The organism is Chryseobacterium arthrosphaerae (assembly GCF_001684965.1).
In the GTDB taxonomy this organism is placed as follows: Bacteria; Bacteroidota; Bacteroidia; order Flavobacteriales; family Weeksellaceae; genus Chryseobacterium; species Chryseobacterium arthrosphaerae.
Genome location: NZ_MAYG01000023.1, coordinates 287,776 through 313,095 on the forward strand (window position 1 = coordinate 287,776; position 25,320 = coordinate 313,095).

Annotated in this window: 23 protein-coding genes and 1 riboswitch; of the genes, 8 read left to right on the plus strand and 15 right to left on the minus strand. The window is 38.6% G+C overall.

Features of this window, described 5'->3' with window-relative positions; all coding sequences use genetic code 11:
• Window positions 1–256 precede the first annotated feature (256 nt).
• Window positions 257–1,192: a sulfate/molybdate ABC transporter ATP-binding protein gene (locus tag BBI00_RS20460; RefSeq protein WP_065400685.1), complete on the minus strand. Its 936-nt coding sequence runs from the start codon at window positions 1,190–1,192 to the stop codon at window positions 257–259.
• A 75-nt stretch (window positions 1,193–1,267) separates the two neighbouring features.
• Here BBI00_RS20460 and BBI00_RS20465 point away from each other — a divergent pair, with 75 nt between their 5' ends.
• Both BBI00_RS20465 and pheS read left to right on the plus strand, forming a co-directional pair.
• Window positions 1,268–1,927: a YceI family protein gene (locus BBI00_RS20465; protein ID WP_065400686.1), complete on the plus strand. Its 660-nt coding sequence runs from the start codon at window positions 1,268–1,270 to the stop codon at window positions 1,925–1,927.
• Between the two features lie 129 nt (window positions 1,928–2,056).
• Window positions 2,057–3,067: a phenylalanine--tRNA ligase subunit alpha gene (gene pheS, locus BBI00_RS20470; protein WP_065400687.1), complete on the plus strand. Its 1,011-nt coding sequence runs from the start codon at window positions 2,057–2,059 to the stop codon at window positions 3,065–3,067.
• Between the two features lie 277 nt (window positions 3,068–3,344).
• Here pheS and BBI00_RS20475 read toward each other — a convergent pair whose 3' ends face one another.
• Window positions 3,345–4,115: a DUF3108 domain-containing protein gene (locus BBI00_RS20475; protein WP_065400688.1), complete on the minus strand. Its 771-nt coding sequence runs from the start codon at window positions 4,113–4,115 to the stop codon at window positions 3,345–3,347.
• A gap of 151 nt (window positions 4,116–4,266) precedes the next feature.
• Between BBI00_RS20475 and BBI00_RS20480 the strand changes: the two genes are divergently transcribed.
• Both BBI00_RS20480 and BBI00_RS20485 read left to right on the plus strand, forming a co-directional pair.
• Entirely contained in the window at window positions 4,267–5,322 is a 1,056-nt protein-coding gene (locus BBI00_RS20480) for an NAD(P)/FAD-dependent oxidoreductase (protein ID WP_065400689.1), read from the plus strand.
• Window positions 5,323–5,334: 12 nt separating this feature from the next.
• Complete coding sequence (locus tag BBI00_RS20485; protein ID WP_047098450.1) at window positions 5,335–5,664, plus strand: 2Fe-2S iron-sulfur cluster-binding family protein; 330 nt, start codon at window positions 5,335–5,337, stop codon at window positions 5,662–5,664.
• A gap of 87 nt (window positions 5,665–5,751) precedes the next feature.
• Here the strand turns inward: BBI00_RS20485 and BBI00_RS20490 are convergent, their stop codons facing one another.
• From BBI00_RS20490 to BBI00_RS20515, 6 genes are all read right to left on the minus strand, one after another.
• Window positions 5,752–6,255, minus strand: coding sequence for a hypothetical protein (locus BBI00_RS20490; protein ID WP_065400690.1), 504 nt, complete (start codon window positions 6,253–6,255; stop codon window positions 5,752–5,754).
• 41 nt (window positions 6,256–6,296) lie between these two features.
• Entirely contained in the window at window positions 6,297–6,878 is a 582-nt protein-coding gene (locus BBI00_RS20495) for an LOG family protein (RefSeq protein WP_065400691.1), read from the minus strand.
• Window positions 6,879–7,844 (minus strand): hypothetical protein, encoded by a 966-nt coding sequence (locus BBI00_RS20500; RefSeq protein ID WP_123902327.1) that lies wholly within the window; start codon window positions 7,842–7,844, stop codon window positions 6,879–6,881.
• A 77-nt stretch (window positions 7,845–7,921) separates the two neighbouring features.
• Window positions 7,922–9,364 carry an aminoacyl-histidine dipeptidase gene (locus tag BBI00_RS20505; protein WP_065400693.1) on the minus strand — a complete coding sequence of 481 codons (1,443 nt, stop codon included), beginning with the start codon at window positions 9,362–9,364 and terminating at the stop codon, window positions 7,922–7,924.
• A gap of 154 nt (window positions 9,365–9,518) precedes the next feature.
• Complete coding sequence (locus tag BBI00_RS20510; RefSeq protein WP_065400694.1) at window positions 9,519–10,010, minus strand: hypothetical protein; 492 nt, start codon at window positions 10,008–10,010, stop codon at window positions 9,519–9,521.
• Window positions 10,011–10,031: 21 nt separating this feature from the next.
• The gene (locus tag BBI00_RS20515; RefSeq protein WP_065400695.1) at window positions 10,032–10,637 is read right to left on the minus strand and encodes an LURP-one-related/scramblase family protein; all 606 of its coding nucleotides are present in this window, start codon (window positions 10,635–10,637) and stop codon (window positions 10,032–10,034) included.
• Between the two features lie 246 nt (window positions 10,638–10,883).
• On the opposite strand from BBI00_RS20515, the gene recR reads away from it, so the two are divergent.
• Both recR and BBI00_RS20525 read left to right on the plus strand, forming a co-directional pair.
• Window positions 10,884–11,495, plus strand: a complete 612-nt coding sequence (gene recR, locus BBI00_RS20520) for a recombination mediator RecR (RefSeq protein WP_065400696.1) — start codon at window positions 10,884–10,886, stop codon at window positions 11,493–11,495.
• Window positions 11,491–12,330, plus strand: coding sequence for a glycosyltransferase family 2 protein (locus BBI00_RS20525; RefSeq protein WP_123902331.1), 840 nt, complete (start codon window positions 11,491–11,493; stop codon window positions 12,328–12,330). The genes recR and BBI00_RS20525 overlap by 5 nt, the downstream gene beginning before the upstream one ends.
• Before the next feature lie 113 nt (window positions 12,331–12,443).
• On the opposite strand, the gene secG is transcribed toward BBI00_RS20525, so the two are convergent.
• The 3 genes from secG to BBI00_RS20540 all read right to left on the minus strand — a co-directional run bounded on the left by secG (window position 12,444) and on the right by BBI00_RS20540 (window position 16,304).
• Complete coding sequence (gene secG / locus BBI00_RS20530) at window positions 12,444–12,803, minus strand: preprotein translocase subunit SecG (RefSeq protein ID WP_065400698.1); 360 nt, start codon at window positions 12,801–12,803, stop codon at window positions 12,444–12,446.
• A 133-nt stretch (window positions 12,804–12,936) separates the two neighbouring features.
• On the minus strand, window positions 12,937–14,982 hold the full coding sequence (locus tag BBI00_RS20535; RefSeq protein WP_065400699.1) for a M16 family metallopeptidase: 2,046 nt from the start codon (window positions 14,980–14,982) through the stop codon (window positions 12,937–12,939).
• Between the two features lie 8 nt (window positions 14,983–14,990).
• Window positions 14,991–16,304 (minus strand): M16 family metallopeptidase, encoded by a 1,314-nt coding sequence (locus BBI00_RS20540; RefSeq protein WP_065400700.1) that lies wholly within the window; start codon window positions 16,302–16,304, stop codon window positions 14,991–14,993.
• 278 nt (window positions 16,305–16,582) lie between these two features.
• On the opposite strand from BBI00_RS20540, the gene BBI00_RS20545 reads away from it, so the two are divergent.
• Window positions 16,583–18,913: an ATP-dependent helicase gene (locus tag BBI00_RS20545; protein WP_065400701.1), complete on the plus strand. Its 2,331-nt coding sequence runs from the start codon at window positions 16,583–16,585 to the stop codon at window positions 18,911–18,913.
• A 420-nt stretch (window positions 18,914–19,333) separates the two neighbouring features.
• Complete coding sequence (locus tag BBI00_RS20550) at window positions 19,334–22,102, plus strand: TonB-dependent receptor plug domain-containing protein (protein WP_065400702.1); 2,769 nt, start codon at window positions 19,334–19,336, stop codon at window positions 22,100–22,102.
• 140 nt (window positions 22,103–22,242) lie between these two features.
• Here BBI00_RS20550 and tenA read toward each other — a convergent pair whose 3' ends face one another.
• The 4 genes from tenA to thiM are packed head-to-tail and all read right to left on the minus strand — an operon-like array spanning window position 22,243 to window position 25,139.
• On the minus strand, window positions 22,243–22,893 hold the full coding sequence (gene tenA, locus BBI00_RS20555; RefSeq protein WP_065400703.1) for a thiaminase II: 651 nt from the start codon (window positions 22,891–22,893) through the stop codon (window positions 22,243–22,245).
• Complete coding sequence (gene thiD, locus BBI00_RS20560) at window positions 22,880–23,713, minus strand: bifunctional hydroxymethylpyrimidine kinase/phosphomethylpyrimidine kinase (RefSeq protein WP_065400704.1); 834 nt, start codon at window positions 23,711–23,713, stop codon at window positions 22,880–22,882. Before thiD ends, tenA begins: the two co-directional genes overlap by 14 nt.
• Window positions 23,710–24,345, minus strand: a complete 636-nt coding sequence (gene thiE, locus BBI00_RS20565; protein WP_065400705.1) for a thiamine phosphate synthase — start codon at window positions 24,343–24,345, stop codon at window positions 23,710–23,712. Before thiE ends, thiD begins: the two co-directional genes overlap by 4 nt.
• On the minus strand, window positions 24,342–25,139 hold the full coding sequence (gene thiM / locus BBI00_RS20570; RefSeq protein ID WP_065400706.1) for a hydroxyethylthiazole kinase: 798 nt from the start codon (window positions 25,137–25,139) through the stop codon (window positions 24,342–24,344). The genes thiE and thiM overlap by 4 nt, the downstream gene beginning before the upstream one ends.
• Window positions 25,140–25,202: 63 nt before the next feature.
• A riboswitch (TPP riboswitch) is annotated at window positions 25,203–25,295 on the minus strand.
• Window positions 25,296–25,320 lie beyond the last annotated feature (25 nt).

Sequence of the window (25,320 nt, forward strand, 5' to 3'; positions counted from 1 at the left end):
AAATGTAAGAAAAAGTTTTATAACAGATTCTTATATTTGTATTTTTTTATAGGTAAGTATAAGGGAATGTAGGAGTTAACGTTGTGTTATAAGAGGCGGGTTTGAAAATTGATGGCTGGAAGAAACAGGTTATAAAGGTCCTCATTCACCTGTTTTTATCTTCTTTGAGCAAAATTAATTGTGTCGTTGGATGTAAGTAATACTCACTGAAAGCAACTTCCAGTTTTCTTCTCCCAACTTCCGGTATTTATTCATTTTAAACAAACGAAATACTGACCATTCCATTCAGTTTTTCATCGGTGTAGGCCACAAGTTCTTTATTCTTTACCCTGATCTTATTCCAGTAATAATTCCCTGCAAATCTGCTTTCAAGCACTTCGGCTTCAAGACCGTTTTCTGTGATTTTTATTTCTTTGGGATAGTAGGAGAATTTCGGCAGCTGAAAATCAGCCGCTTCAGTTTCATTGAAGATATTAACTTCCCCGAATAATTTGGCAACATACGAGTTGTAGGGACGTCTGTAAGTTTCCTCCGGACTGTCATTCTGGATCAGTCTTCCGCCCTGAAGAATAACGATCTGATCAAGCCATGGCATGATATCCTGAAGTTCGTGGGTGGAAATGATCAGGGAAATCTGATGCTGTTTTACGTACCGGAAAAGCCTTTCCCTGAGTTCAATCTTTCTTGGGAAATCCAGGTTACTGAACGGTTCATCCAGAATGAGCAGTTTTGGCAATACGGAAAGTGCTCTTGCAATAGCTACCCGCTGCTGCTGTCCGCCGCTCAGGTATTTTGGAAGTACATTGGCAAACTCCTGAAGTCCTACAACATCAAGTAGTTCCAGGACAATTTCCTTTTTTTTGCTTAAATTGATATTTGAAATAAACTTACCTACATTTTCCGCTACGGTAGCATACGGCATAAGATCAAAACTCTGAGCTACGGATTTCATTTCTGCTTCTCCGGGTACAAGATTTCCTTTAGGACCTAAAAGCCGGGTTCCGTTAAAAATGATCTCTCCGCTTTCCCAGTCAAGAAGGCCATAGATCAGATTGAGAAGCGTAGATTTCCCACATCCGCTTTCTCCTGCAAGGGCAATAATCCTGTTTTCCTCAAATCGTAGATTAAGGTTCTGAAACAGGGGTTTATCGGGATTGTGAGAGAAAAATAAATTGTTTATTTCTAATAGCATATTACAAATGTAAGGTTTTTATGAAAACATAATTTTTTTTATTATATTAGCGGAAGTAATAAAAATAAATCAAAAATGAGAAAAAAACTGTTTTCACTAGCTATTCCTGCTTTATTCGTTGCTGCGGTAATGGTTTCTTGTAAAAAAGACAAACCGCTTACGAGTGAAAGTAATGAGGTAACGACTACCAAAGAAGGAAGTCAGTACACATTGGATACGCTAAACAGTAAGGTTGAATGGAAAGGGTATAAAGTATTCAAATCTGAGAATACAAGCCACTTTGGAACCATCAGGTTTGAAAGCGGAGATGTAACGGTGAAAGACGGAAAACTGGAAAGCGGTAAATTCGTTGCTGATATGAATTCCTTAACTTCAGTGGATCTTAAAGACAGTCCTGAAGATATGGGGAAACTGAATGGTCACCTGAAGAGCGGAGATTTCTTCGAAGTTGAAAAATTCCCAACAGCTTCTTATGAAATTACAAAAGTGACTCCTGCTACGGAAGGAGATTACAATACGCTTTTAGATGGTAACCTGACCATTAAAGGAATTACAAAACCGGTTCAGTTCAAAGCTAATGTTTCTGTGAAAGAAGGAGAAGTGAGTGTAGCTACCGAACCGAAAGATATCAAAAGAGAAGAGTTTGGAGTGAAGTTCCAGGCTCCGGCTGAAAACGGAGTGATTAAAGATGAGGTAACGCTTCAGATCAACGTGAAGGCTTTAGAAAAGAAATAATTTTTTTATTTAAGTGAAATAAGTGATTGAAGTCTGCCTCCCCGAAAAAGAGGCAGATTTTTTTATGAGTCAATTAATTATTAAACTTAAAAGTCGTATTTTTGCAAAACATTTTGAAAGGGTAAAATAATGATAGAAAAGATAGAAGAACTACTGATCGAAGTAAACAGCTTCAATGCTACCTCTAAGGAAGATATCGAAAACTTCCGGATCAAGTACAACGGTAAAAAAGGGGTTCTTAATGATTTTTTTGAAAAATTTAAAGAAGTTCCTAACGACCAGAAGAAAGAATTCGGACAGAAGATCAATACTTTAAAGCAGGCTGTAGCTGTAAAATTAGAAGATTTAAAAAATGCTTCCGCATCTTCTATTGTCCTGGAAAAAGAAGATCTTACAAGACCGGCCTTTCCGTTGGAATTAGGATCAAGACATCCGATCAACCTGGTTAAAAACAGAATTATTGAAATCTTCAAATCGATCGGTTTTGCGGTAGCAGACGGTCCTGAGATTGAAGATGACTGGCATAACTTTACTGCACTGAACCTTCCGGAATACCACCCGGCAAGAGATATGCAGGATACGTTCTTCATTGAGCAGAATCCGGATATTCTTTTAAGAACGCATACTTCTTCCGTACAGACCCGTTATATGGAAGAAAATCAGCCGCCGATCAGAATCTTATCTCCGGGAAGGGTTTTCAGAAATGAAGCGATCTCTTCACGTTCTCACTGTATTTTCCACCAGATTGAAGGGTTGTACATAGATGAGAATGTAAGCTTTGCTGACCTGAAACAGACGATCCAGTTCTTTACTACTGAACTTTTCGGTAAATCTAAAATCAGAATGAGACCTTCTTTCTTCCCGTTCACAGAGCCAAGTGCTGAAATTGATGTGTATTGGGGATTGAACTCTGAAACTGATTACAGAATCACCAAAGGAACAGGATGGCTGGAAATCATGGGCTGCGGAATGGTAGACCCTGCCGTACTGAAAAATGTGAATATTGATGCTGAAAAATATTCAGGATATGCATTCGGAATGGGAATTGAAAGAATCACCATGCTGCTGTACCAGATGAGTGATATCAGAATGTTCTTTGAAAATGATATCAGAACACTGGAACAGTTCAAAACATTATAAAAAATAAACCTCCGGAGCTCCGGAGGTTTTTGTTTTTAATTACTGACCTAAGAAACAAAACGTAATTAAAAACTGATCTTATTGAAAAATTTACACGTGTCTGTTTCTTATGTCCATACTTCGGATCTGCTGTTCTGGAATTGAAGTATTGACATGCTGCAGTCTTCTTGCTGCTCTATTATAAAGACAACCGATGCTCACCATATATTACATTTAAAATAAAAAATGTCTGTAAAAAATTACAGACATTCGTAGATTAAAAAAACTAATGATCAGTTTATTTGGTAAACTTTAAAGGATACTTTACATTTTTATAGCCATCGATACTGGCTTTCAGAGATCCTACGGCAAGCTCAGCCTTAAGAAGCATCGGTACATGATTGGCGTCATTGGAAACCCACATCGTTACGCCTTCTTTTTCTTTAAATACTCTTCCGCTTTTCACTGAAGGGATAATTTTCAGACAGTTGATGGTTCCGAATTTGGTTTTTAAATTTTCTGTTCCTATGACTTTCAGCTGAAAAGGAAACATTTCATCATCTATCCAAACATTCATATTGATGATGGTACCTACTTTTAATTCATCAGGGCTTTTGCTTCGCAGATAATAGAAACATGAAAGCATATCCTGAACTCCTTTTACAGATTTCAGTACTTTGGAACCATTGGCAGGTGTTTTCTTGTCTGTTAAGATCAAAGTATTGTTATCATGATTGAAAACGGTTTCAAGATGCTGGCGATAGCTTCCCTCACGTACATTTCTTACATAGAAACTTGGTAAACCGGTCTCAGTATTGATGAAACTTTCATACAAATCTTCCACCTTGAAGAATGCTTTTACGGCTCCGGTAGTCTGCCCGGTTCCTTTCACATACAGATGCGGCACTCCTTTATAATTGGTCTTTTGGGTTGTAAGATTGGCAGTTCCTGCATTCAGAAACCCGTAATGGATTCTTAGGGTGATCGATTCGCCGTCTGCGACATTATCAATCTGGGCAGAGCCTAAAAAGAATATAAATACTGCAAAGAGGTTTAAAATTTTCTTCATAACAAGACATTTACAAAAACATTGCCAAATTTAAAATCTTCATTGATAGATATTTGACAAATCTCAGGTTTTTATTTAGAATCAATTAAATATGCTTCGCATTAAAATTAGTAAATTTGCATTTACATGTATAATTAAATTATCTTAAATTATGATAACCACTGATATATTGATCATAGGGGCGGGACCTACAGGACTTTTTGCAGTTTTTGAAGCTGGTTTATTAAAAATGAAGTGTCATATTATTGATGCACTTCCGCAGCCGGGAGGGCAATTGGCTGAACTTTATCCTAAGAAACCTATTTTCGATATTCCGGGGTATCCTTCAGTGAATGCTGGGGAATTGGTGGATAATTTAATGGAGCAGATCAAGCAGTTTCAGCCGGGGTTCACTTTGGGAGAAACAGCCGTTTCTTATACAAAAGTTGACGAAGAGTGGTTTGAAGTAGTTACAAATAAAGGAACCGTTCACCGATGTAAAGCTATTGCCATTGCAGGTGGATTGGGAACTTTTGAACCTAGAAAGCCTACTTTTGAAAATGTAGCGGATTATGAAGAAAAAGGACTTGAGTATTTCGTTAAGGAACCTGAGCACTTCAGAAACAAAAAAGTAGTAATTGCCGGAGGTGGTGATTCTGCTCTTGACTGGAGTATTTTCCTTTCTAACGTAGCCAGTGAAGTAACGCTGATCCACAGAAGAAATGAGTTCAGAGGGGCTTTGGATTCTGTAGAAAAAGTTCAGGATCTTAAAAATCAGGGGAAAATTAAATTAATTACACCTGCTGAAGTAACCGGGATCAAAGGTGATGGTAAAGTAGAAGCAATTACTGTAGAAAAAGAAGGTGAAGAAGCTTACGATATTGAAACGGATTACTTTATTCCTTTATTCGGATTGACGCCTAAGTTGGGTGAGATCGGAAACTGGGGACTGAATATAGAGAAAAATGCCATCGTCGTAAACAACGCTCTTGATTATCAAACCAATATTGACGGGATTTATGCCATCGGAGATATCAACACATATCCTGGAAAACTGAAGCTGATCCTTTGTGGTTTCCACGAAGCTACCCTGATGTGTCAGAGTGTATATAACAGACTCAATCCCGGTAAAAAATTCGTATTAAAATATACAACGGTAAGTGGAGTAGACGGATTCGACGGAAGCCGTAAAGAAGCAGAGAAGGCGGTTGTGAAAAAAATTGACTAATTTTGCAGAATTATGTCAGATATTAATATTAAAATCACCGACAGAGAAGGGGTAACCCACGATGTCGTAGCGCCTACGGATATGTCCATGAACTTAATGGAGATCATCCGTTCCTATGAATTGGCAGAAGAAGGTACGATTGGTGTATGTGGAGGAATGGCGATGTGTGCTTCATGTCAGGTTTATGTAATCAATGATCCTGGTCTGGAACCGATGGGAGATGAAGAAGATGCCATGCTTGCTGAAGCTTTCCATGTGAAAGATAACAGCCGATTAGGATGCCAGCTGCACATAGTGGATGAAATGGAGGGACTAGAAGTGGAAATTGCTCCTTATCCATAGAAGAAATATTTTTTAATCTTAATAAGAAACCCCGTCCGAATTTTTCGGACGGGGTTTTCTTTTCAATCAGGTTTCTGTATTCTTTTGTTAGAAATAATCACTGAAAGGAATAATTCCAAAATCTTTAATTGTCTCAGTATTCACTTTCCTTTTGATATCTCCATTTTCATAGGATTCCATTTCCTGTATAACTTTAAAAAGAATAAAATTGTTCCTATTTTTATCATATTTAAAAGTAATTGTTTTTTTTATTTTCATTCCGCTGGGAAGATTGGTAGAAACTGAAATAAAGGAAAAACCATTCTTTTTAATTTTTACTTCTTTAAACGGGTCTTTTTCATCTTCACTGCAAAATGAACAAGGGACAATATTTGAATTAGTCCATGAAGTTGATTTGTCTTTGTCTTTATCTTCATATAGAATTACTGTGGCTACTCTGCATACTCTCGATCCATCCTCATCATCATAGCTGCCTTTACATTTAATTTCCCGTATATAAATTTCATCCGGGATTTTATCATTATTCAGATCTCCAACATACGTTTTAAATAGGTATTGTTGTTTTTGTGCCTGGTGATTGTTATAAAGCAAACAGCAAAATAAAAAGAGTATACATTTTACAGCCATATTATTTATATTTCCTCCTTAGAAATCCATTTGCCAACCGTAGGTGCCTGATAATTCCTCATTTTTTCCAGCAGGTCATCAATACGATCACTGATCAGGAGCATATCCCTGTTTATCTGCTTTAAAAAGCCTTTGTCAACCATAGTTTGAACCAGATTGATCAGATCATTATAAAATCCGTCAATATTTAAAATGGCGATTGGTTTTTTGTGAAGGCCAAGCTGTGCCCAGGTGATCATCTCGAAAAATTCTTCCAAAGTTCCATAGCCGCCGGGAAGAACGATCACTCCATCGCAAAGCTCGCTCATTCTGGTCTTTCTCTCATGCATCGTTTCTACCAGAACCAGTTCAGTAAGGTTTTTATGAGCAATTTCTTTAGCCTGTAAAAAATGGGGTAGAACACCGGTTACTTTTCCATTTTCACTTAATGCTCCGTTGGCTACCGTTCCCATTAAACCGGTTTGAGAACCGCCGTAAATGAGTTGTATATCTTGTTTCGCTAATGTCTGACCCAGCAAAAATGCCTGTTCTTCATAAATTTTATCTGTGCCAAAGCTTGAGCCACAGAATACGGTTATACTTTTCATTTATTTACAAAAATCTTTTAAATAGTTTCTGACTCCAAAATCAGTTATGCTACCTGCTTTGTTAAAACTTGTACATGCATTATCATTCTGTCCTAACACTAAATATGATATGCCTAGTAAAACATAAGCTTCATGTACTAATGGATTAAATTCAATATCCCGTACTTTTATTCCATCTAATTTGCTAAGAGTCTCTATTGTTTTTTCAAAATTATTCTTATAAAAATATTTATTCCCAGTACTCAATATTGAATATAACTCTTTTTCTTCTTTTGTTTTTAAGTCTCCTATCCATTTTGGGAAAAATTTTTCAACAGTGATCAGCATGTCTTTTCGATATGGATTTTCAAAGTATTGTTCTGATTTTTTTAGGGCCTGAACAAATTCCGATTGATATTGCGGTGTATATGGATCAATAATTTTAATTTGAGTAATGTTATTATCTCTTGTTAACACAAATTCTGCCTTAAAATATAAATCATCACCACTATTATAGGAAGAATCAGAAATATGATTGGTTACAAAACGGTCAAATGTCTTTTCGTTATTAAATACAGGTTTAATGATTTGATTTGCAACGATTACTGTGTCGTTTTTAACGAAATTAATTTGGGGATTAAATTCTGGATTTTTTTTGGTAAAATCATTTTTTTTTAAAAAGGTATATATTTCATTACCTTCCTGAACAAGTAAATAATTTTCATCATACCAATATGTTAGCTCTCTGTCTTTCAGTTTTATTTTATCTTTTAAAAAAACGGCCTCAAACTTCTGATTATTGATTATTAATTCATTGGGTTTGATGTTATAAGAAAGAAAGATAGAATATTTACGATTATTTATTTCTAAACTTTTTCCAGTGGATGGATATACTCTATCCAAAAACCATTCTCCCATTAATTTTTGCGTTTGTGAAAAGGTTTTTAAAGAAATGAATAAACATAATATGAGAATAAGATTTTTCATGGTTCTATATTGTATTACTATATAAGAATATCCAAAATCAAAAGACTTTGGATATTCAGGATAGTTATTTTATTGTTCTATTTCTGAGGAATATTGGCTAAAATATCTTTCAGGAAGCTCCAGAATTTCTGAGCAGAAGGAATATTCGCTTTTTCTTCCGGAGAGTGTGCTCCTCTGATCGTTGGCCCGAAGCTTACCATTTCCATTTCAGGATAGTTGGCCCCGATAATCCCACATTCCAGACCTGCGTGGCAAGCTACTACGTGAGGTTTATCCCCGAACTTTTCAGTATAGATCTTCTCCATAATCTTTACAATCTCTGAACCTGGTTTTGGTTTCCATCCAGGGTAAGAACCGCTGAATACCACATTCATTCCTGCAAGCTCTGCTACAGATTTTAATTGTTCTGCTGTAGAATATTTAGAAGAATCTACTGAAGATCTTGTAAGGTTTAAAATTTTAAGCTCCCCTCCTTTTAATTCAACTCTTGCCACATTGTTGGAAGCCTCTACAAGATCTGCCACATCCGGGCTCATTCTGTAAACTCCGTTGTGAAGAGCTTTTAAAGTAAGGATCACTTTCTTGGAATCTTCTTCTGAAATGGCTTTCTCGGAAGAGGTAGAGTTCTCAATATTGATCTGAATACCTGCCTCCACAGAGGCAAATTCTTCTAAAATTTCCTTTTTAAGAACTGTAGCATCCTGAATGAATTCCTGTGCATTTCTTACAGAGATAATGGCAACAGCTTCTCTTGGGATAGCATTTCTTAATCCGCCACCATCTACAGAGATTAGTTCTACATTCTGATTTTCTATTCCTTTGTAAAGAAGTCTTCCCAGGATGATGTTTGCGTTTCCGAACCCTTTGTGGATATCCATTCCTGAGTGGCCTCCCTGTAATCCTTTCACTTCAATTCTTACAATCTGTCCTTTTGGAGCTTCTGTTGCATAGTTTTGAGTGATCGTAACATCAACACCTCCTGCACAGCCTATATCAATTTCATCATCTTCTTCCGTATCAAGATTCAAAAGGATATCTCCGGTAAGCTGTCCTGGTTTTAGACCGATAGCTCCTGTCATACCTGTTTCCTCATCGATAGTGAATAAAGCTTCCAGGGCAGGATGTGGAATATCTGAGCTTTCAAGGACAGACATGATCGTTGCTACTCCTAAACCGTTATCTGCTCCCAGGGTAGTTCCTTTTGCCTTTACCCAATCCCCATCAATTTCCATTTTGATTCCTTCTGTTTCAAAATCAAAGTTGACATCATTGTTTTTCTGGCAAACCATATCCAGGTGCGATTGCAGTACGATAGATTTACGGTTTTCCATTCCTGCAGTGGCAGGTTTTTTAATAATTACATTTCCTACTTCATCTACAGTAGTCTCAAGTCCTAAGTCTTCACCAAATCCTTTGATGAATGCAATTACTTTTTCCTCTTTTTTTGATGGTCTCGGAACTGCATTTAATTTGGAGAAGTTTTTCCAGATTATTTGCGGTTCTATATTAGATAATTCCATTGAATTTTATTTTTCCCAAATTTACAAAATAAAAAATGCTTCCGTGGGATACAGAAGCATTTTTTGTGAATTGTATAAGGATAAAGAAAGCTATGAGAACTGAAAATAAGTGTTGGTCATCTCCGCTTTCCTTACTTATTGAGGTTTTGTCTGTTTAGCATCCGCATTCACCGTAGATAGGAGTTGTGTATACGGTGCCATCCGGTTTTTCAATCGTGAGTGTACCTTCAAACAGTAAAGCTTCTTCGCCTTTTATTTTTTTACCTTTTACAGAAATCTTGTAATCATCGTTTTCTATTTCTTTGGTCAGTTCTTCATCCACTTCCATATCGCTCGATGAGATAAGGTTCATGGCCAGTCTTTTGCCGTCCAGCATCATATAAGCTGTTTTTCCGGCATCATCTGCATAGATATATCGTTCAGATTCAAAGTCTGCTTTGGTCTTGGCAAAATAGCATGAGCATTCTTTAATTTCTTTGGGAAACGGAATGGTGCCCACCAGAATATCTCCCTGTGAAGTATGGACAGTAGCAGAATCTTTCACGATTTTTGAAGAATCGGCAGCGGTGGAACCTGAAACTGTTTCTTTCTCCTTTTTACAGGCTACCAGCAGAAATGCAGAAAATAAAATGATTAGGTATTTCATGTGTTGTGGTTTTAATATTTTTTAGCCTCTTGCTCTTTCCAGTAGGGTCATCATCAATAAAGAAAGGATTACCAGACTTTCTTCTTCATCATCAATATCGATCAGCCTGTCCAGCTGGAATCTTCTTCCGAAGAATGAAGGCATTTTTTTCAGTTTAAAATAAGCTTTCCCGTCAATTCCTGTTACCGTGTAAGACGGATTAAGGAAATATCCGGTAAACATCCCGATGATAGGAAGCTCACCCACAAAGCTGTCCCAGAATCTTACCCATGCGCTGTCTTCCTGAACTTTAAATTTCGGCTGATCATTAGCATCAAGAATATCATAGCTTGCTTTCCAGATAGAACGCATCCCTTTTCTTGCCAGTCTTCCGAAGTTTTTATTGTCAATAAGATCATTCAAAGAATAAGAAGCATTGAAATCAATCCATTTGTTGGCTCTGATCCGGAAAAGTTCCTTCGATTTGCTCTCATCATTGAAAACGATTACATCTTCCTTCAGTTTAAACATTTTCTGACGTACGTAAGCTACATAATTCCCGTTTTTGTCAGTAATGTTGAAGTCGCTTGCTAAGGTAGTGATTTTGAATTTGAAATCCAGCGGATAGTTAAGGTTGTTAAGTACCATGTTAGTTTATTTTTTTCATATTTAATTTAAGCCGCAAATATAAAGGTTTTTTTAGAGTTCTATGGTATCAGGCGGGATGGGAAATTTTAAAATATCAAAATGAGACATTAATTAAGTGGTCATTGGTCAATTTTTGTTTCGCAAAGTCAATAGTCAATCATCATTCTATAAAAATTCACAGGCGAAGCGAATTGACGATTCATCATTCACACTCAATTATCAACTTTAATCCTTATTTTTGTACTTATGGATTACCCAAGCAAAGTATTGGCAAAGGCGGTGGATGAGATCTCGGGATTGCCCGGTATCGGAAGAAAGACTGCTTTACGATTAGCATTACATTTATTGAAACAGCCTAATTCCAGAGCCGTGAGCCTTGGAAACTCCCTGATTAATCTTGTCAACGAAATAAAATACTGCAAAGAATGTCATAATTTCTCTGATTTTGACGTTTGTGAGATTTGCAGTAATGAGAAAAGAAGCGAAGAACTGGTCTGCATTGTTGAAGACGTAAGGGATGTTATTGCTATAGAAAATACAGGGAAATATACCGGCAGATACCTGATCCTGGGCGGCAAAATATCTCCGATGGAAGGAGTAGGGCCCGGTCAGCTGAATATTCCGAGTATTGAGAGAAAAGTGAATGAAGGTAAGGTAAAGGAATTTATTTTTGCCCTGAGTGCCACAATGGAAGGAGATACAACGGCCTATTATATTTATAAGAAATTTAAAAATGCTAATGTGAATTTTTCAAGCATTGCAAGAGGAATTTCGGTAGGGGATGAGCTGGAATACGCAGATGAAATCTCATTGGGAAGATCAATCATCAACAGATTACCATACAACGAAAAGGATTAATATGAAGCTGTCCGTTATTATTGTCAATTATAATGTAACCCAATTGCTGCGTAACTGTCTTTTATCGCTTCAGAAATATATACAGGAAGTAGAATATGAGATTTTGGTTATTGATAATGCTTCTGCAGACAGTTCGTGGAAGGAACTTATTCCTGAGTTTTCCGATGTACAGTTTATCGCTTCTGAAGTGAACGGAGGTTTTTCAAAAGCTAATAATCAGGCCATACAGAAAGCAAAGGGTGACTATCTGCTCCTTTTAAATCCTGACACGGAATTCGAAGGTTTTTATATGAAAGAACTTCTGGATTTCGCTGATTCCAAAACTGATTTCGGGTGTATGGGGGTACGGATGCATGATGCGGAAGGCAACTTTCTGCCGGAAAGCAAACGCTCAGTTCCGGACATGTTCAATTCGTTTGAAAAGCTGTTCACCAATTTCAGAAAAAACAATTCGAAATCCTATTACAGGAATGATCTGGAAGAAAATGAAATAGCTGAAGTGGAAGTGATTACAGGCGCATTTTTATTGGCTAAAAAAGAAGTCTATCAAAAGATAGGCGGCCTGGATGAAGCCTATTTTATGTATGGGGAAGATATTGATCTCTGTTATACTTTTTTAAGGAACGGCTATAAGAATTTTTATTATGGCAAAGCTTCCATTCTTCATCATAAAGGGGAAAGTACAATAAGGGATGAAGTATATCTGCAGAGGTTTTACGGAGCGATGCAGATCTTTATTGATAAATATTATAAGGATTCAAAACCAATGCAGTACTCGTTTTTAAAAGCCGGATTGAAACTTCGGCATCAGATTGAAAAGATCAGATTGAAGTAACCACTTTTTCTACAGGTAACCTCTTCCTTTTTTTAAAATTAAATCAGAAGTATAGTACAATAAAAAAGCAACTCAGTGTGAGTTGCTTTTTTGTATATAAGATATTGATCTTCTTATTTTGCAGGGGCTGCCGGAGTGGATACCGGAGCGGTAGTTGTTGTAGAAGAAGCCGGAGCCGATTTTTTAGCCGGAGCTTCTTTCTTGGCAGGTTGTTGCTGAGTTGCAGCGGCCTGTGAAGGTTTTCCTGTAATAACAACGCTTAAAAGGATAAGAACGATGATAGTTCCGCCCAGAGTCCATGTTGCTTTTTCCATGAAGTCATTGGTTCTCTGTACCCCGAACTGTGCAGAAGATGCACCTCCGAAAGTACTGGAAAGACCTCCTCCTTTTGGATTTTGAGCCATAACGATAATTACCAATAAGACACTGGCAATCATAACAAGAACCATCAATAGTGTAAATATAGTATCCATTAATTCTGATATCTTTTTGAATGGGCAAATTTAATCTTTTTTTACTGAACGGCAAAAAAAGATGTCGCCAAATGTTGATAAAAATAAAAACGGCAACATTTGTTACCGTTTTTTCTATAAAAATACGATGTTGTTATTTAAAATCAGCATCCGTAGCTTTATTCACTTCATAGGATTTTACCTTCATAGTCATGTCCATTCCCATTTGGCTTACAGAGATGGTGTAAGGCATTTTCACCCCGTTTACCTCTTTGTAATCAGAGAATGTTGTAGGGATGATCATTTCCTGTCCCTGTGCCTTTACTTTCTTGGTTTCTCCGGTCTTCAATCCGGTAGCTACGCTGTAGTAATAGGTTGTATCACCTCCTTTAATTACATATGAGTCTTCTCCATTGATTTTCTCAATTCCTCCCAGTTTATAATCAGCAGATTTTGCGAAGCTCAATTCTTCAAACAGCTCAGGCGTCTTTTGTTTTTCAGCAATTTGCTCAGGGGTAATGTCTATTTTTTTACCCATTTGCTCAGAATAACCTGTTTTTCCGTCAAATACCTGCTTCTGCATTACCTGGCCCATTGCTGTTACGGTGGTCACTTCCTTTCCGCCTTGTGCCTTAATGGTTTTAAAATCAATATTCTGCCCCTGCATCGACATGGAAGCATTCATGGTGTAAGAAGAAATTTTAGCTACATTGGCTTTTCCTCCGATAGCACTGATGTATTTATCAACTACCGTTGAAACTGTTACGTTGGCATCAACTTTTTGTACAGTTGGTTTAGCTACAGGGTTGGCTTCTTTATCGAAATATTTTACCGGGTATCCCAATTTCTCTAATCCTTCAGCAATATCTGATGCTTTACCAGCAATAAAAATTCTGCTCTGATTAGGAAGTATGGTTGCTTTCACCGCATTAGACACGTCAGCAGCTGTAACCTTGTCAATAGACTTCAGATAATTGGTGTAAAAGTCTGACGGAAGGTCCTGAACTTTTTGATTCAATGCAAATCTTGCAATCGTTTCAGGCTTCTCCAGAGACATGATGAAGGCCCCTTTCAGTTTGGCTTTGGCATTGGCAAGCTCATCAGGCTTTACCGTTGAAATGGCATTAAGTTCGTTCATCATTTCCTTTACAGCCTTATCCGTCACTTCATTTCTTACGCTGGTTTCAGCTGTAAATTCAGGAGAATATTTACTGGTACTCATCCTGGAATAAGCTCCATAAGTAAAACCGTTCTTTTCTCTGAGATTCATGAAAAGTCTGGCTTCACCACCGCCTCCTAAAATATAATTGGCCATGGTAGCAGAGAAGTAGTTCGGATCTTTCATTTTAAGATTGTTGAGGTTGCTTACAGAAAGTACAGACTGTACTGCTGAAGGTACATCAACTACATTAATCTCAGTTTTAGCAGGATTGGATGCCGGTTCTAAGGCTGCAAACTTTGTATTTGATTTTTTCCATCCTCCAAAAGCCTTCTCAATCAATGGTTTTATCTGATCGTATTTTACATCCCCTACAATCACCAGGTAAGCATTATCCGGAGCGTAGTATTTATTATAAACATTCTGAACGTCTGCCAACTGGATCTTGTTGATAGATTCTACTGTTTCAAATTCTCCTCTTGAAGTATTTTTTCCGTACATCAGGGCATTAGAAACCCTTTCAGCAATGGAAGATGCATTTTTTTCGTCAGCTTTCAGGCCTTCAATGATTCTTTCTTTAGCATTCTGAACTTCTTCAGCAGAGAATTTTGGGTTGATAATAGCATCAGCCATCAGTCCCAGTACTTCAGGAAAATATTTTGAAAGGGAATTGGATGACGCTCCATTAGAAGAGAAGTTGATATTAGCACCTAGAAAGTCAATTTTCTTATTGAATTCATCCTTGTTCAGGTTGGTTGTTCCGTTGTCAAGCTGCTCGGCCATAAGTGAGCTTACTCCTGCAATATTTCCTTCATAGTAAGGAGGTCTGTCCATAGAAAGAGTAGTGTTTACTCTAGGCAGTTTATTATTTTCAACAACCATTACAGTAAGCCCGTTGCTTAGCTGGAAGGTTTTGGGTTTCGCAATGTTGATCGCAGGGGTTGGCCCTGGTTTTGGCATTGCATTAAGGTCTATTTTTTGGGCAGAAAGCATTCCTGTAAATAAAAATGCCGCTGCTATATAAGTGAATTGCTTTTTCATGGGGTAAATTATTTTTTCTCAGGAACGTAGTTGATGATAATTCTTTGGTTGGAGTTCAGATACTTTTTCGCAGCATTCTGAATGTCCTGTCTGGTGATGGATCTGTAGATATCAATCTCTTTATTGATCAGATTCGTATTTCCCATCAATACGTGGTTGGTTGCCAAAGAAGCGGCAATCCCCTCAATGCTTGAATTCTGGTTCACAAACTGATTTTCAAACTGATTCTGAATTTTCTGATAATCCTCTTCAGAGATCAGAGTCGTCTGAAGTTTTTTGATCTCCGCATCAATATCAGCCTGCAAAGTCTGCTTAGTGGTCTGTCCCATCGGAATAGCAAAGAAGGCAAAAATACTGTAATCCTCAAGCCCCTGATTGAATGCAGCTACCTGAAGTGCTTTTTTATCCTGATCTACTAATTTTTTATATAAAACCGATGATTTACCGTTGCTTAAATAAGAAGAAAGCATATCCAGTACATAAGCATCTTTTTCTTTGTTGGCAGGTGTTCTGTAAGCAAAAACGTATGCCGGAAGCTGAATGTTAGGATCTGTAGCTGTCACTTCTTTTTCCTGAGTGATCGGAGTGTCTTTCGGGAAGTCCTTCGGATAAAGAGTTCCTTTTGGGATCCCTCCGTAATATTCCTGAATCCATTTTTTAGTCTGCTCAGGTTGAATGTCTCCTGCCACTACCAAAGTAGCGTTGTTCGGCACATAGTATTTTTTATAAAAAGCCTGGAACTCTTCAAGCTTGGCAGCGTTAAGATCTTCCATAGAACCGATTGTAGGCCAGTTGTACGGGTGATTGGTAAACAGGTTTTTCTGGATCGTCGGGAAAAGATTTCCGTAAGGCTGGTTATCCATTCTCAATCTCTTCTCTTCTTTCACAACTTCCCTCTGGGTATCTACCCCAATCTGGTTGATCTCAGCATGGCGCATTCTTTCAGCTTCCATCCAAAGGCCAAGCTGTTCGTTATTGGAAGGGAAAGTTTCATAGTAATAGGTTCTGTCATTAGTCGTATTGGCATTATTCTGCCCTCCGTTTGATGAAACGATCTTGAACCATTCTCCTCTTTTGATATTGGGAGTTCCTTCAAATAAAAGATGCTCAAAGAAGTGTGCAAATCCGGTTCTTCCTTTTACTTCATCTTTGGCACCTACGTGGTACATTACTCCTGTAGTGACTACCGGAGCCGAATTATCCTGATGAAGAATGACATGGAGGCCATTGGGAAGATCATACTCTTCGAATTTGATTTGCTGTGCATTCAGCATGAGCCCAAAGAAAGCTACGGCAGCAGCAGAAAGAAATCGCTTTTTCATAAAGTTAGAAATTGTTTTGCTTATTAGTAGGAAAAGTGAATTAAATGTTACAGATATCTGAATGGTAAGTCATAATAAAATAAATCAGGGAGGAGAAATGAGAGCATATAAAATAAATTCACTTTAACCGCCTTTTTAAATTGAGCATTAAGTGGTAAAACGCACAGGCTTTTATATTTAGGCGGCAATTATGTTGTCTCAGATTCCTAACTTATTTAATCTTAATTTGAATTCTCCTCTGAATATCTTAATTTTGTAATCCCAAATTTTTTTGCAGTATGGATTATCTGAAAGGACTCAATGAATCACAATATGAAGCAGTTACCTCTTTACAGGGCCCTTTGATGGTACTTGCCGGAGCTGGTTCCGGAAAAACACGTGTGCTTACAATGCGTATTGCCCACCTGATCCACAACGGAATAGATCCTTTTAACATCCTGGCGCTTACCTTTACCAATAAAGCGGCCCGTGAAATGAAGGAACGTATTGCTAAAGTAGTGGGAGACAGCAACGCAAGAAGTCTCTGGATGGGTACTTTTCACTCGGTTTTTGCAAGAATTCTGAGAATTGAAGCCCATTATCTGGGGTATCCTTCCAATTTTACCATTTATGATCAGCAGGATGCACTGAATGTGATCAAAAAAGTATTGAAGGATATGAACATCGATGCTGATCTTTATAAACCCAAAAAAGTTCAGGCAAGAATTTCAACCTATAAAAATAACCTGATTACAGTAAAAGCCTATTTCAACAATCCTGAACTGATGGAAGCTGATGAAAAGGCAAATATGAAATTCATAGGGCAGATCTATCAGAAGTATGTAGAGCAGTGTTTCAGAAACGGATCAATGGATTTTGATGATCTTTTATTAAAAACCAACGAATTGCTGACCCGTTTTCCGGAAGTGCTGGCAAAATACCAGGACAGGTTCAGGTATATTATGGTAGATGAGTACCAGGATACCAACCATTCACAGTACCTGATTGTAAAAGCGCTGGCTTCAAAGTTTGAAAACATCTGTGTGGTAGGAGACGATGCCCAGTCCATCTACTCTTTCCGTGGGGCAAATATCTATAATATCTTAAACTTTAAGAAAGATTATCCTGATGCCATAACAGTATCTTTGGAGCAGAATTACCGTTCTACCCAGAATATTGTCAACGCAGCCAATGTTGTGATTGCCAAAAACCTGCAGCAGTTTAAGAAAAATGTTTTCAGTGATAATGAAGAAGGTGATAAGATCAAAATTTACCGCTCACTTTCGGATGCTGATGAAGCCAACTTTGTAGCCGGAAATATCTGGGAACTTCGAAACCGTGACCAGAGAAAGTACAGCGACTTTGCTATTTTATACAGAACCAACTCTCAGACCAGAGCATTTGAAGATGCTTTGAGACGTAAAAATATCCCGTACAAAGTATACGGTGGACTTTCTTTCTATCAGAGGAAGGAGGTAAAAGATCTCATCGGTTACCTGCGTCTTCTGATTAATGAAAACGATTCTGAAGCTTTGATGAGAATCATCAACTATCCTGCAAGGGGAATTGGAGAAACCACCCAGAATAAACTGATTGTTTTTGCAGATGCCCACAATGTTTCCGTATCTAAAGTATTGGATAATCTTCCGATGTACGCCCCGCAGCTGGGGCTCAACAATGGAGTGCTGAATAAGCTGAATGACTTCTGGTCTATGATCAAAGCTTTCCAGGTATTGCTGAAAACCGAAACTGCCTACAGCGTGGCAATGGAAGTGGCCAAACGAAGCGGGCTGATCAAGTTTCTGAAAGATGATCAGACTCCGGAAGGGATTTCCAGAGTAGAAAACGTTCAGGAATTGATGAACTCTATGCAGGGGTTCATTGAAGAGCAGATGCAGCTGGAAGACGGAGATCCCAGCCTTTCCAATTTCCTTGAGAATATCGCCCTTTCTGCCGATACTCAGGATAAAGATCTTGAGGATGATATGGTTTCCCTGATGACGATTCACCTTTCAAAAGGTTTGGAATTCCCGGTGGTACATTTAGTGGGACTTGAAGAAAATCTTTTCCCGAGCTTCATGAGCTCAGCCACCAGAGAAGACCTGGAAGAAGAGAGAAGACTTTTCTACGTTGCCCTTACAAGAGCTGAAAAGCAGGCATTCTTCTCTTATGCGGTTTCCCGTTTCCAATGGGGTAAAATTACAGATGCTGAACCTTCAAGATTCTTAAGTGAAATTGATGATGAATATATTGAATTCCTTAATCCTGCCATGGAAAAAAGGTTTATCAATAATTCCGGAGTGAAATCCAATATTTTTGACGAGCATCCTTCAGAAATGAAAAGCTTCAAAAAAGTTGAGAAAAAGACTATTAACAGGGATGATCATTCAAAACCCGCGCCGGAAACGAGAAAGCTGAAGCCGGTGAGTACAGCCAAAATCATCAATCCTAGCGGAGCTTCTTCCCAGGATATTGAAGTAGGCGATAAAGTGAGACACGACCGTTTCGGAATAGGAGAGGTTACTTTCCTGGATGGAACCGATCCCCAGAATATCAAGGCCAAAGTTGTCTTTATGCATGAAGGAGAGAAAAATCTGATTCTCAAATATGCAAAACTGACTAAAATTTAATTTCAAAATAAAAATATAAAGACAACGGATTCAATTATTGGATCCGTTGTTTTTATTTAAACGAAGTTCGCATAGTTTCTATTTGAACTGTTTCATTTTTTCGTTCGTAAAGGCGTTCCACTTAGCTAAGACAAATCCTCTGCTGAACGAAGTGCCGTTGCGGCCTGAAGAATAACCGATAAGTACATTATTTCTTTGCGGGCGTAGCGTTTTTATAAAATTCATTTTAAGGTTAACCTTCTGTAAAAACATGTTTTTTTATGAATATTTCCTTAATTAATCATAACTTTAAGTGAGGGATAGAAACAAACTATAACTATTTTTTAGAAAAACAAAGTCTATCTATTTTGTAGACTAATAAATATATTTTACATTTGCACCTTGCAAAAACATAAATGTTCAATCAAATTTCTAAACTATATGAAAAATAAAACTATTGTTTCAGCCTCTGTATTATTTTTCCTGGGAGTTTTTACTTACGGACAGGAAAAGGACAGTATCAAAATAAAAAAAGACAGTGTCAAAACCAATACTGTAGAAGAAGTAGTGATCCTGGGATCAAGGGGAGGAGCGAGATCTAAAGTAGACAGCCCGGTTCCTGTAGATGTATTCAATGTAAAAGAATCGTCAGTTATTCTTCCGCAGACCAATATCGGGCAAATTCTGAATGCGGTTGCCCCATCTTTTACTTCTACTATTCAGACCAATTCAGACGGTACAGACCATTTGGATCCTGCACAGCTCAGAGGGTTGGGGCCGGATCAGGTGTTGGTTTTGGTCAATGGAAAGAGAAGGCATACTTCGGCTCTGGTGAATGTGAACGGAACACCGGGAAGGGGTACGGTAGGAACTGACCTGAATGCTATTCCTTCCTTTGCTTTAAACAGAATTGAAGTACTGAGGGATGGTGCTGCAGCCCAATACGGATCAGATGCCATTGCCGGGGTTATCAATCTTGAGCTTAAAAAAGATACGGGAAAACTGGCAGGACAGATCAGCTATGGCGGAAATCTGACTCCTACAGCAAATGATCATACAGGAGATTTTGACGGCCAGAATATTCAGCTGGATCTGAATTATGGAAATAAAATCGGAACAAAAGGAGGTTTTTTTAACATCACCTGGACCTCACAGTTCAGAAATCCTACCTACAGAGCCGGAACAGAAAGCGGAACACTCTATAACGCTTATAATGCAATCGAACAAAGAGCCCTGAATGACGGAGTGAATCTTTCTTCACTTTTTACAGATATCGGCAATACGCCTAACTCGCAGCAGATTGTTGATTATATCCATCAATATGCACAGAACGTAAGTTATTTTACTCCAGATTTACAAAATAAAATACAGACTGCCAATACAATTGGAGCTTTGCAAAATGTATTGAAGACGGGAGCATTTACTACCGATGAACTTAATTACATTACAGATCAGGAACTTGCCTACAGGGGCCAGACCAGAAAAGATTTCAATATGCAGGTGGGGCAGTCCAAACTGAATAACCATCAGCTTTTTCTGAATGCTGAGGTACCTGTCAGCGATAACTGGAAGGTGTATACTTTCGGAGGGTATAGTTTAAGACACGGTACATCCGGTGGTTTTTACAGAAGACCGAGAGAAAACAGGACTTTTACCGGATTGTATCCTAATGGTTACCTGCCTCAGATCGGGACTGATATTCAGGATATTTCACTGGCAGCGGGAATCAAAGGAAAATGGGAAGGATGGAATATTGATTTCAGCAATACTTACGGCCAGAATTCTTTTACGTATAACATCAGCAATACAGGAAATACCTCAATGCGTTTTGCTTCGCCAAGGGAATTTAATGCCGGAGGATTAAGGTTTTCACAAAATACCATCAATTTAGATTTCTCAAAAAAATATGATGTTTGGGAAGGAATTAACGTTGCATTCGGTGCCGAACATCGCTACGAAAACTTTAAGATTACAGCAGGAGAAGAAGCTTCTTATGCTACTTATGATGTTTTCGGAAATGTATACAGAGATAATTCTCAACAAAGACCTACTGATTTCTTTGGGCAGCCACTGCCGGGAGGTTCACAGGTCTTTAACGGTTTCAAACCTGAAAATGCCGTAGATAAAAACAGACAATCTGTTGCAGCCTACGCCGATGTTGAATTGAACTTTACCCATTGGTTATTGGTAGACGCTGCTGCGAGGTATGAAAATTATTCGGATTTCGGATCAACGTTTAATTATAAACTGGCTTCAAGAATTAAAATCGCTCCTGATTTTAACCTGAGGTTTGCAGGTTCCACCGGATTCAGAGCTCCGTCTATCCATCAGATCTATTATAATATAACTTCTACTTTATTTACCAATAATCAGCTGCTGGAGGTAGGTACGTTCAGTAACGATTCCCAGCTGGCGGCACAGTTGAATATCCCTAAGCTGAAGCAGGAAACTTCAAAATCCGCAAGCATAGGATTTACCTATAGAATACCATCTGCAGGGCTGACGTTCACTGCCGACGGATACTTTACAAGAATAGACAACCGTATTATTCTGACAGACCAGTTCCTGAGAAAAGATGTTCCTTCGGGAGCACAGACAGAGTTTGATAATTTTAGGATCAACGGTGCTCAGTTTTTCACCAATGCTATCGATACGGAAACCAAAGGACTCGATGTGGTTATTGCTCATAATACCAGATTTTCAGATTTTAAACTGGATAATAACTTTGCCATCAACCTGAACCAAACCAAGCAGGTAGGAGATATTCATTCATCAGGACTTTTACAGTCGCCTGCACTGGAAAAGATTTATTTCTCCGAAAAATCAAGAGTATACCTGGAAGAGGCAGTGCCAAGAGTAAAAGCCAGTCTTTCCAATACCTTATCATGGAAAAATGCGAGCTTCTACCTAAGAAATACCTATTTCGGGAAAGTAACCGGAGCTGACGTTCTGGATGCCAACGGGGACGGTATCACAGAGTTTAATGAACACCAGAAAATTGCAGATAAAGTGATTACCGATATATCTTTGGCTTATCAGTTTACGAAGAATATAGGATTGACGTTAGGGGTAAATAACGTATTTGATATTTATCCGACTAAAAATCTTCCTGCTTCTACCAATAATGATCAGTTTATCTACTCCCGTTCCACCTCCCAGTTCGGACAGAACGGAAGATATGTTTTCTCAAGACTTAATTTCAATTTTTAATCAACTTTTATACTTTTAAAAAAAACGGATCCGGGAATGGATCCGTTTTTTGTTGACTTAAATATTTTACAGATAAAAAGAAGGAACTTTATTAAGAGGCTTCAGAAGCCAGTCCATCAATTTATGCTTCATCCTAAAGCTTAATTCCACATTTTCAATTCATAAGCGGCTTCCCAGAAATGGAATTCCATTCTTGAGGCCATGATAAAGGCTTCTGTCATTTTTTGTCTGGTCGCTCCGGTGCTGTTTTCGGCTATTTTATCACAAATCGCTATCGCCTGATCCACTGCTGCTGAAAATTCTTCTCCGGCGTACGTGTCAATCCATTTTTCATAGGGATTATCTACTGTGTTCTGGGTACGGTAAATATAATCGCCGACTTCCCTGTAGATCCAGAAACACGGAAGTACTGCTGCTACGGCAATTTCTACTGATTCTAAAGCGGCTGTACTTCTCAGAAAATGAATATAATGATGACAGGCAGGCTGTAAAATCCCTTTATCACTTACCCCAAAATCTTTGAAATAAGATTCATGCAAAGCATTTTCCACTACAATAGCATTTTCAGCAAAACGCATAAAAGCGAGTACATCCTGAAGATCGGCGATCTTTGCGGCAATCAGGGAAAGTGTTCTCCCGAAATGTTCCAGGTACAGGGAATCCTGGGCCATATAAAAACGGAATTTCTCCTGTGGTAAGGAACCTTTCGATAATTCTCTGATAAAAGGCATTTTCAGAATAGATTCATAGAGTTCTTCGATATCTTTCCAGGTTTGTTCAGACCATTTCATTTTTGATCAGTTTTTGAGGGTTAAAAAAGTGGTTAAGCGGACCGTTTCCTAGTCCTGTCTGTACATCTGTTCCGTTTTCTATAGCCTGATAAGTATATTCCTGTCCTGAAGAAACAGCGTCATACAATGTTTTTCCCCGGGCAATATAGGCTGCTATGGCAGAGGAAAGTGTACACCCGGAGCCATGGGTGTTATTGGTATTGAATTTTAGGGTTTCAAAAGAGTGGAACACTTCATTTTCATCATAAAATAAAGAAGTAATTGTTGAGGTTTCCTGATGGCCTCCTTTAAGAAGGATGGTTTTACAGCCCAGGTTTTTTATCTTTTTTCCTGCTGTGTAGAGGTCTTCAAGAGTTTCTACCTTCAGCTCTGCTAAAATTGCGGCCTCGTCCATATTGGGCGTAATTACATCAGCAATCGGGAAAAGCTTTTCTGTAATGGCATTGATGGTTTCCTCTTCAATCAGCCTGTGTCCGCTGGTGGCTACCATAACAGGATCGAATACCACCGGTATTTTTTTATATTGAGCAAGCGTTGAAACAATGGTGTCTACGAGCTGCGGGGTGTGAACCATTCCGATTTTAATGGCATCAGGAACAATATCATCCAATATAGCTTTGATCTGATCTGCTACTGCTTCCACAGGAACCGGATATATTTTTCTTACACCCTGGGTATTCTGTACCGGTAAAGCCGTTAATACCGATGTCGAAAAACATCCCAGAGCTGAAGCCGTTTTGATATCAGCCTGGATACCTGCACCGCCGCTTCCGTCAAATCCTGCAATGGTAAGTACTGAGGGGTATCTGTATTTTTTCATTTTAAAATTTCATTTTTTAATTCATAAGCTGCCTTCTGAGGATTGTCTGCACCGCATATTGCTGACACTACAGCAAGACAGTCAGCACCGGCATTTATAATCGCTCCTGCATTTCCGGAATGAATACTGCCAATAGCAACCAGAGGTTTTTCTGTCAGCTGCCTGATCTTTGCAATACCGTCCAGACCCCATTCTGTAATGGTGTCTGTTTTGGTTTTTGTTTTAAATACAGGACTTATTCCCAGATAGTCAGATATGGCAGTCTGTTCGTTGTCAAGCTGGGAGAGATGTTCGATAGAATAACCGATGATCTTATTTCCCGTAAAAGGATGCTGTCTCAAAAGAGTAGGAGGGGTATCAGAGTTGCCAACATGGATGCCAGCAGAATTTACTTTTTCAGCGACCTCAATATTGTCATTGATGATGAGCGGAATATGATATTTATCTGTAATGGCAATAAGCTGTTTTGCCTTTTGGATGAAAACCTCGGTACGGTCATATTTTTCACGAAGCTGAATGACATCCACACCGCCAAGAATAGCCTGTTCAGCAACGTCCAGAAAGTTTTTTCCCAGACAGTCGGCTTCAGAGATCACCAGATACAGCTTATAAGGGAAAGGATGTATACTCATTTCCTGTCGATTTTTAAGTGACTGATGAATTCCTCTTCCGTGATATTGTAAAGTTTGTCAATCAGATTGACCTGGAGGCTTCCGGGACCTTTGCTTTCTTTGGACGCAATTTCGCCTGCGATACCCAGTAATGCCATTGCCGCTGCCACACCTGATGTTTTGTCTTCCGAACATCCTGCAAATGCACCTGTCAATGCTGTTGCTGAACAGCCGAGTCCTGTTACTTTAGTCATAAGCGGATGGCCGTTCCTGATCATGAAACATTGGTCCGGATTCAGGATAATATCCGTTTCTCCCGAAATACAGACAACAGTGTTAAATTGATTCACAAGAAGCTGAGCTGCATCTACAGCATCATTGCTGGCAGCGGTGCTGTCTACCCCTTTAGTTACGGTTGTATTGATTTTAGCCAGAGCAATAATTTCAGAAGCGTTTCCTCTGATAACGGTGGGGCGGTATTCCAAAAGCTGTTGTAAAATCTGATCCCGGAAAGACGTTGCCCCTGCACCAACAGGATCCAGTACCCATGGTTTGTGGATTGCATTAGCGGTTTCAGCAGCTATAAACATAGATTCAGACCAGTATTCATCAAGAGTACCGATATTAATGACTACAGCATCTGAAATGTTGACCATTTCTCTGATTTCAGATTTGGCGTGGGCCATGATGGGGGATGCTCCTGCAGCCAAAAGGGCATTGGCCGTATTGTTCATCACTACATAGTTGGTAATGTTGTGAACCAGGGGAGACTTTTGTTTTACAAGCTGAACGTGCTGCCAGAGAATTTTTTCCATTGTTTATCATTAAAATAAAAAATAGCTTCAGGAAAAAATCCAAGACAAAAGCACATTGGCCGGCAATGTAGTTTTGCTTTTCCCTACGTCGGTGTAAGCCGTATCAGGTTCAAAGGGACTCTCTCAATTCTTTTCAGAATACCCCTAAAGCAAAACAAATGTATAAAAATTATCAGAGCAG

Coding starts and splice junctions, on each gene's coding strand:
- BBI00_RS20460 (WP_065400685.1), bottom strand. CDS start 1,192: ATGCTATTAGAAATAAACAATTTATTTTTCTCTCACAATCCCGATAAA.
- BBI00_RS20465 (WP_065400686.1), top strand. CDS start 1,268: ATGAGAAAAAAACTGTTTTCACTAGCTATTCCTGCTTTATTCGTTGCT.
- pheS (WP_065400687.1), top strand. CDS start 2,057: ATGATAGAAAAGATAGAAGAACTACTGATCGAAGTAAACAGCTTCAAT.
- BBI00_RS20475 (WP_065400688.1), bottom strand. CDS start 4,115: ATGAAGAAAATTTTAAACCTCTTTGCAGTATTTATATTCTTTTTAGGC.
- BBI00_RS20480 (WP_065400689.1), top strand. CDS start 4,267: ATGATAACCACTGATATATTGATCATAGGGGCGGGACCTACAGGACTT.
- BBI00_RS20485 (WP_047098450.1), top strand. CDS start 5,335: ATGTCAGATATTAATATTAAAATCACCGACAGAGAAGGGGTAACCCAC.
- BBI00_RS20495 (WP_065400691.1), bottom strand. CDS start 6,878: ATGAAAAGTATAACCGTATTCTGTGGCTCAAGCTTTGGCACAGATAAA.
- BBI00_RS20500 (WP_123902327.1), bottom strand. CDS start 7,844: ATGAAAAATCTTATTCTCATATTATGTTTATTCATTTCTTTAAAAACC.
- BBI00_RS20505 (WP_065400693.1), bottom strand. CDS start 9,364: ATGGAATTATCTAATATAGAACCGCAAATAATCTGGAAAAACTTCTCC.
- BBI00_RS20510 (WP_065400694.1), bottom strand. CDS start 10,010: ATGAAATACCTAATCATTTTATTTTCTGCATTTCTGCTGGTAGCCTGT.
- BBI00_RS20515 (WP_065400695.1), bottom strand. CDS start 10,637: ATGGTACTTAACAACCTTAACTATCCGCTGGATTTCAAATTCAAAATC.
- recR (WP_065400696.1), top strand. CDS start 10,884: ATGGATTACCCAAGCAAAGTATTGGCAAAGGCGGTGGATGAGATCTCG.
- secG (WP_065400698.1), bottom strand. CDS start 12,803: ATGGATACTATATTTACACTATTGATGGTTCTTGTTATGATTGCCAGT.
- BBI00_RS20535 (WP_065400699.1), bottom strand. CDS start 14,982: ATGAAAAAGCAATTCACTTATATAGCAGCGGCATTTTTATTTACAGGA.
- BBI00_RS20540 (WP_065400700.1), bottom strand. CDS start 16,304: ATGAAAAAGCGATTTCTTTCTGCTGCTGCCGTAGCTTTCTTTGGGCTC.
- BBI00_RS20545 (WP_065400701.1), top strand. CDS start 16,583: ATGGATTATCTGAAAGGACTCAATGAATCACAATATGAAGCAGTTACC.
- BBI00_RS20550 (WP_065400702.1), top strand. CDS start 19,334: ATGAAAAATAAAACTATTGTTTCAGCCTCTGTATTATTTTTCCTGGGA.
- tenA (WP_065400703.1), bottom strand. CDS start 22,893: ATGAAATGGTCTGAACAAACCTGGAAAGATATCGAAGAACTCTATGAA.
- thiD (WP_065400704.1), bottom strand. CDS start 23,713: ATGAAAAAATACAGATACCCCTCAGTACTTACCATTGCAGGATTTGAC.
- thiE (WP_065400705.1), bottom strand. CDS start 24,345: ATGAGTATACATCCTTTCCCTTATAAGCTGTATCTGGTGATCTCTGAA.
- thiM (WP_065400706.1), bottom strand. CDS start 25,139: ATGGAAAAAATTCTCTGGCAGCACGTTCAGCTTGTAAAACAAAAGTCT.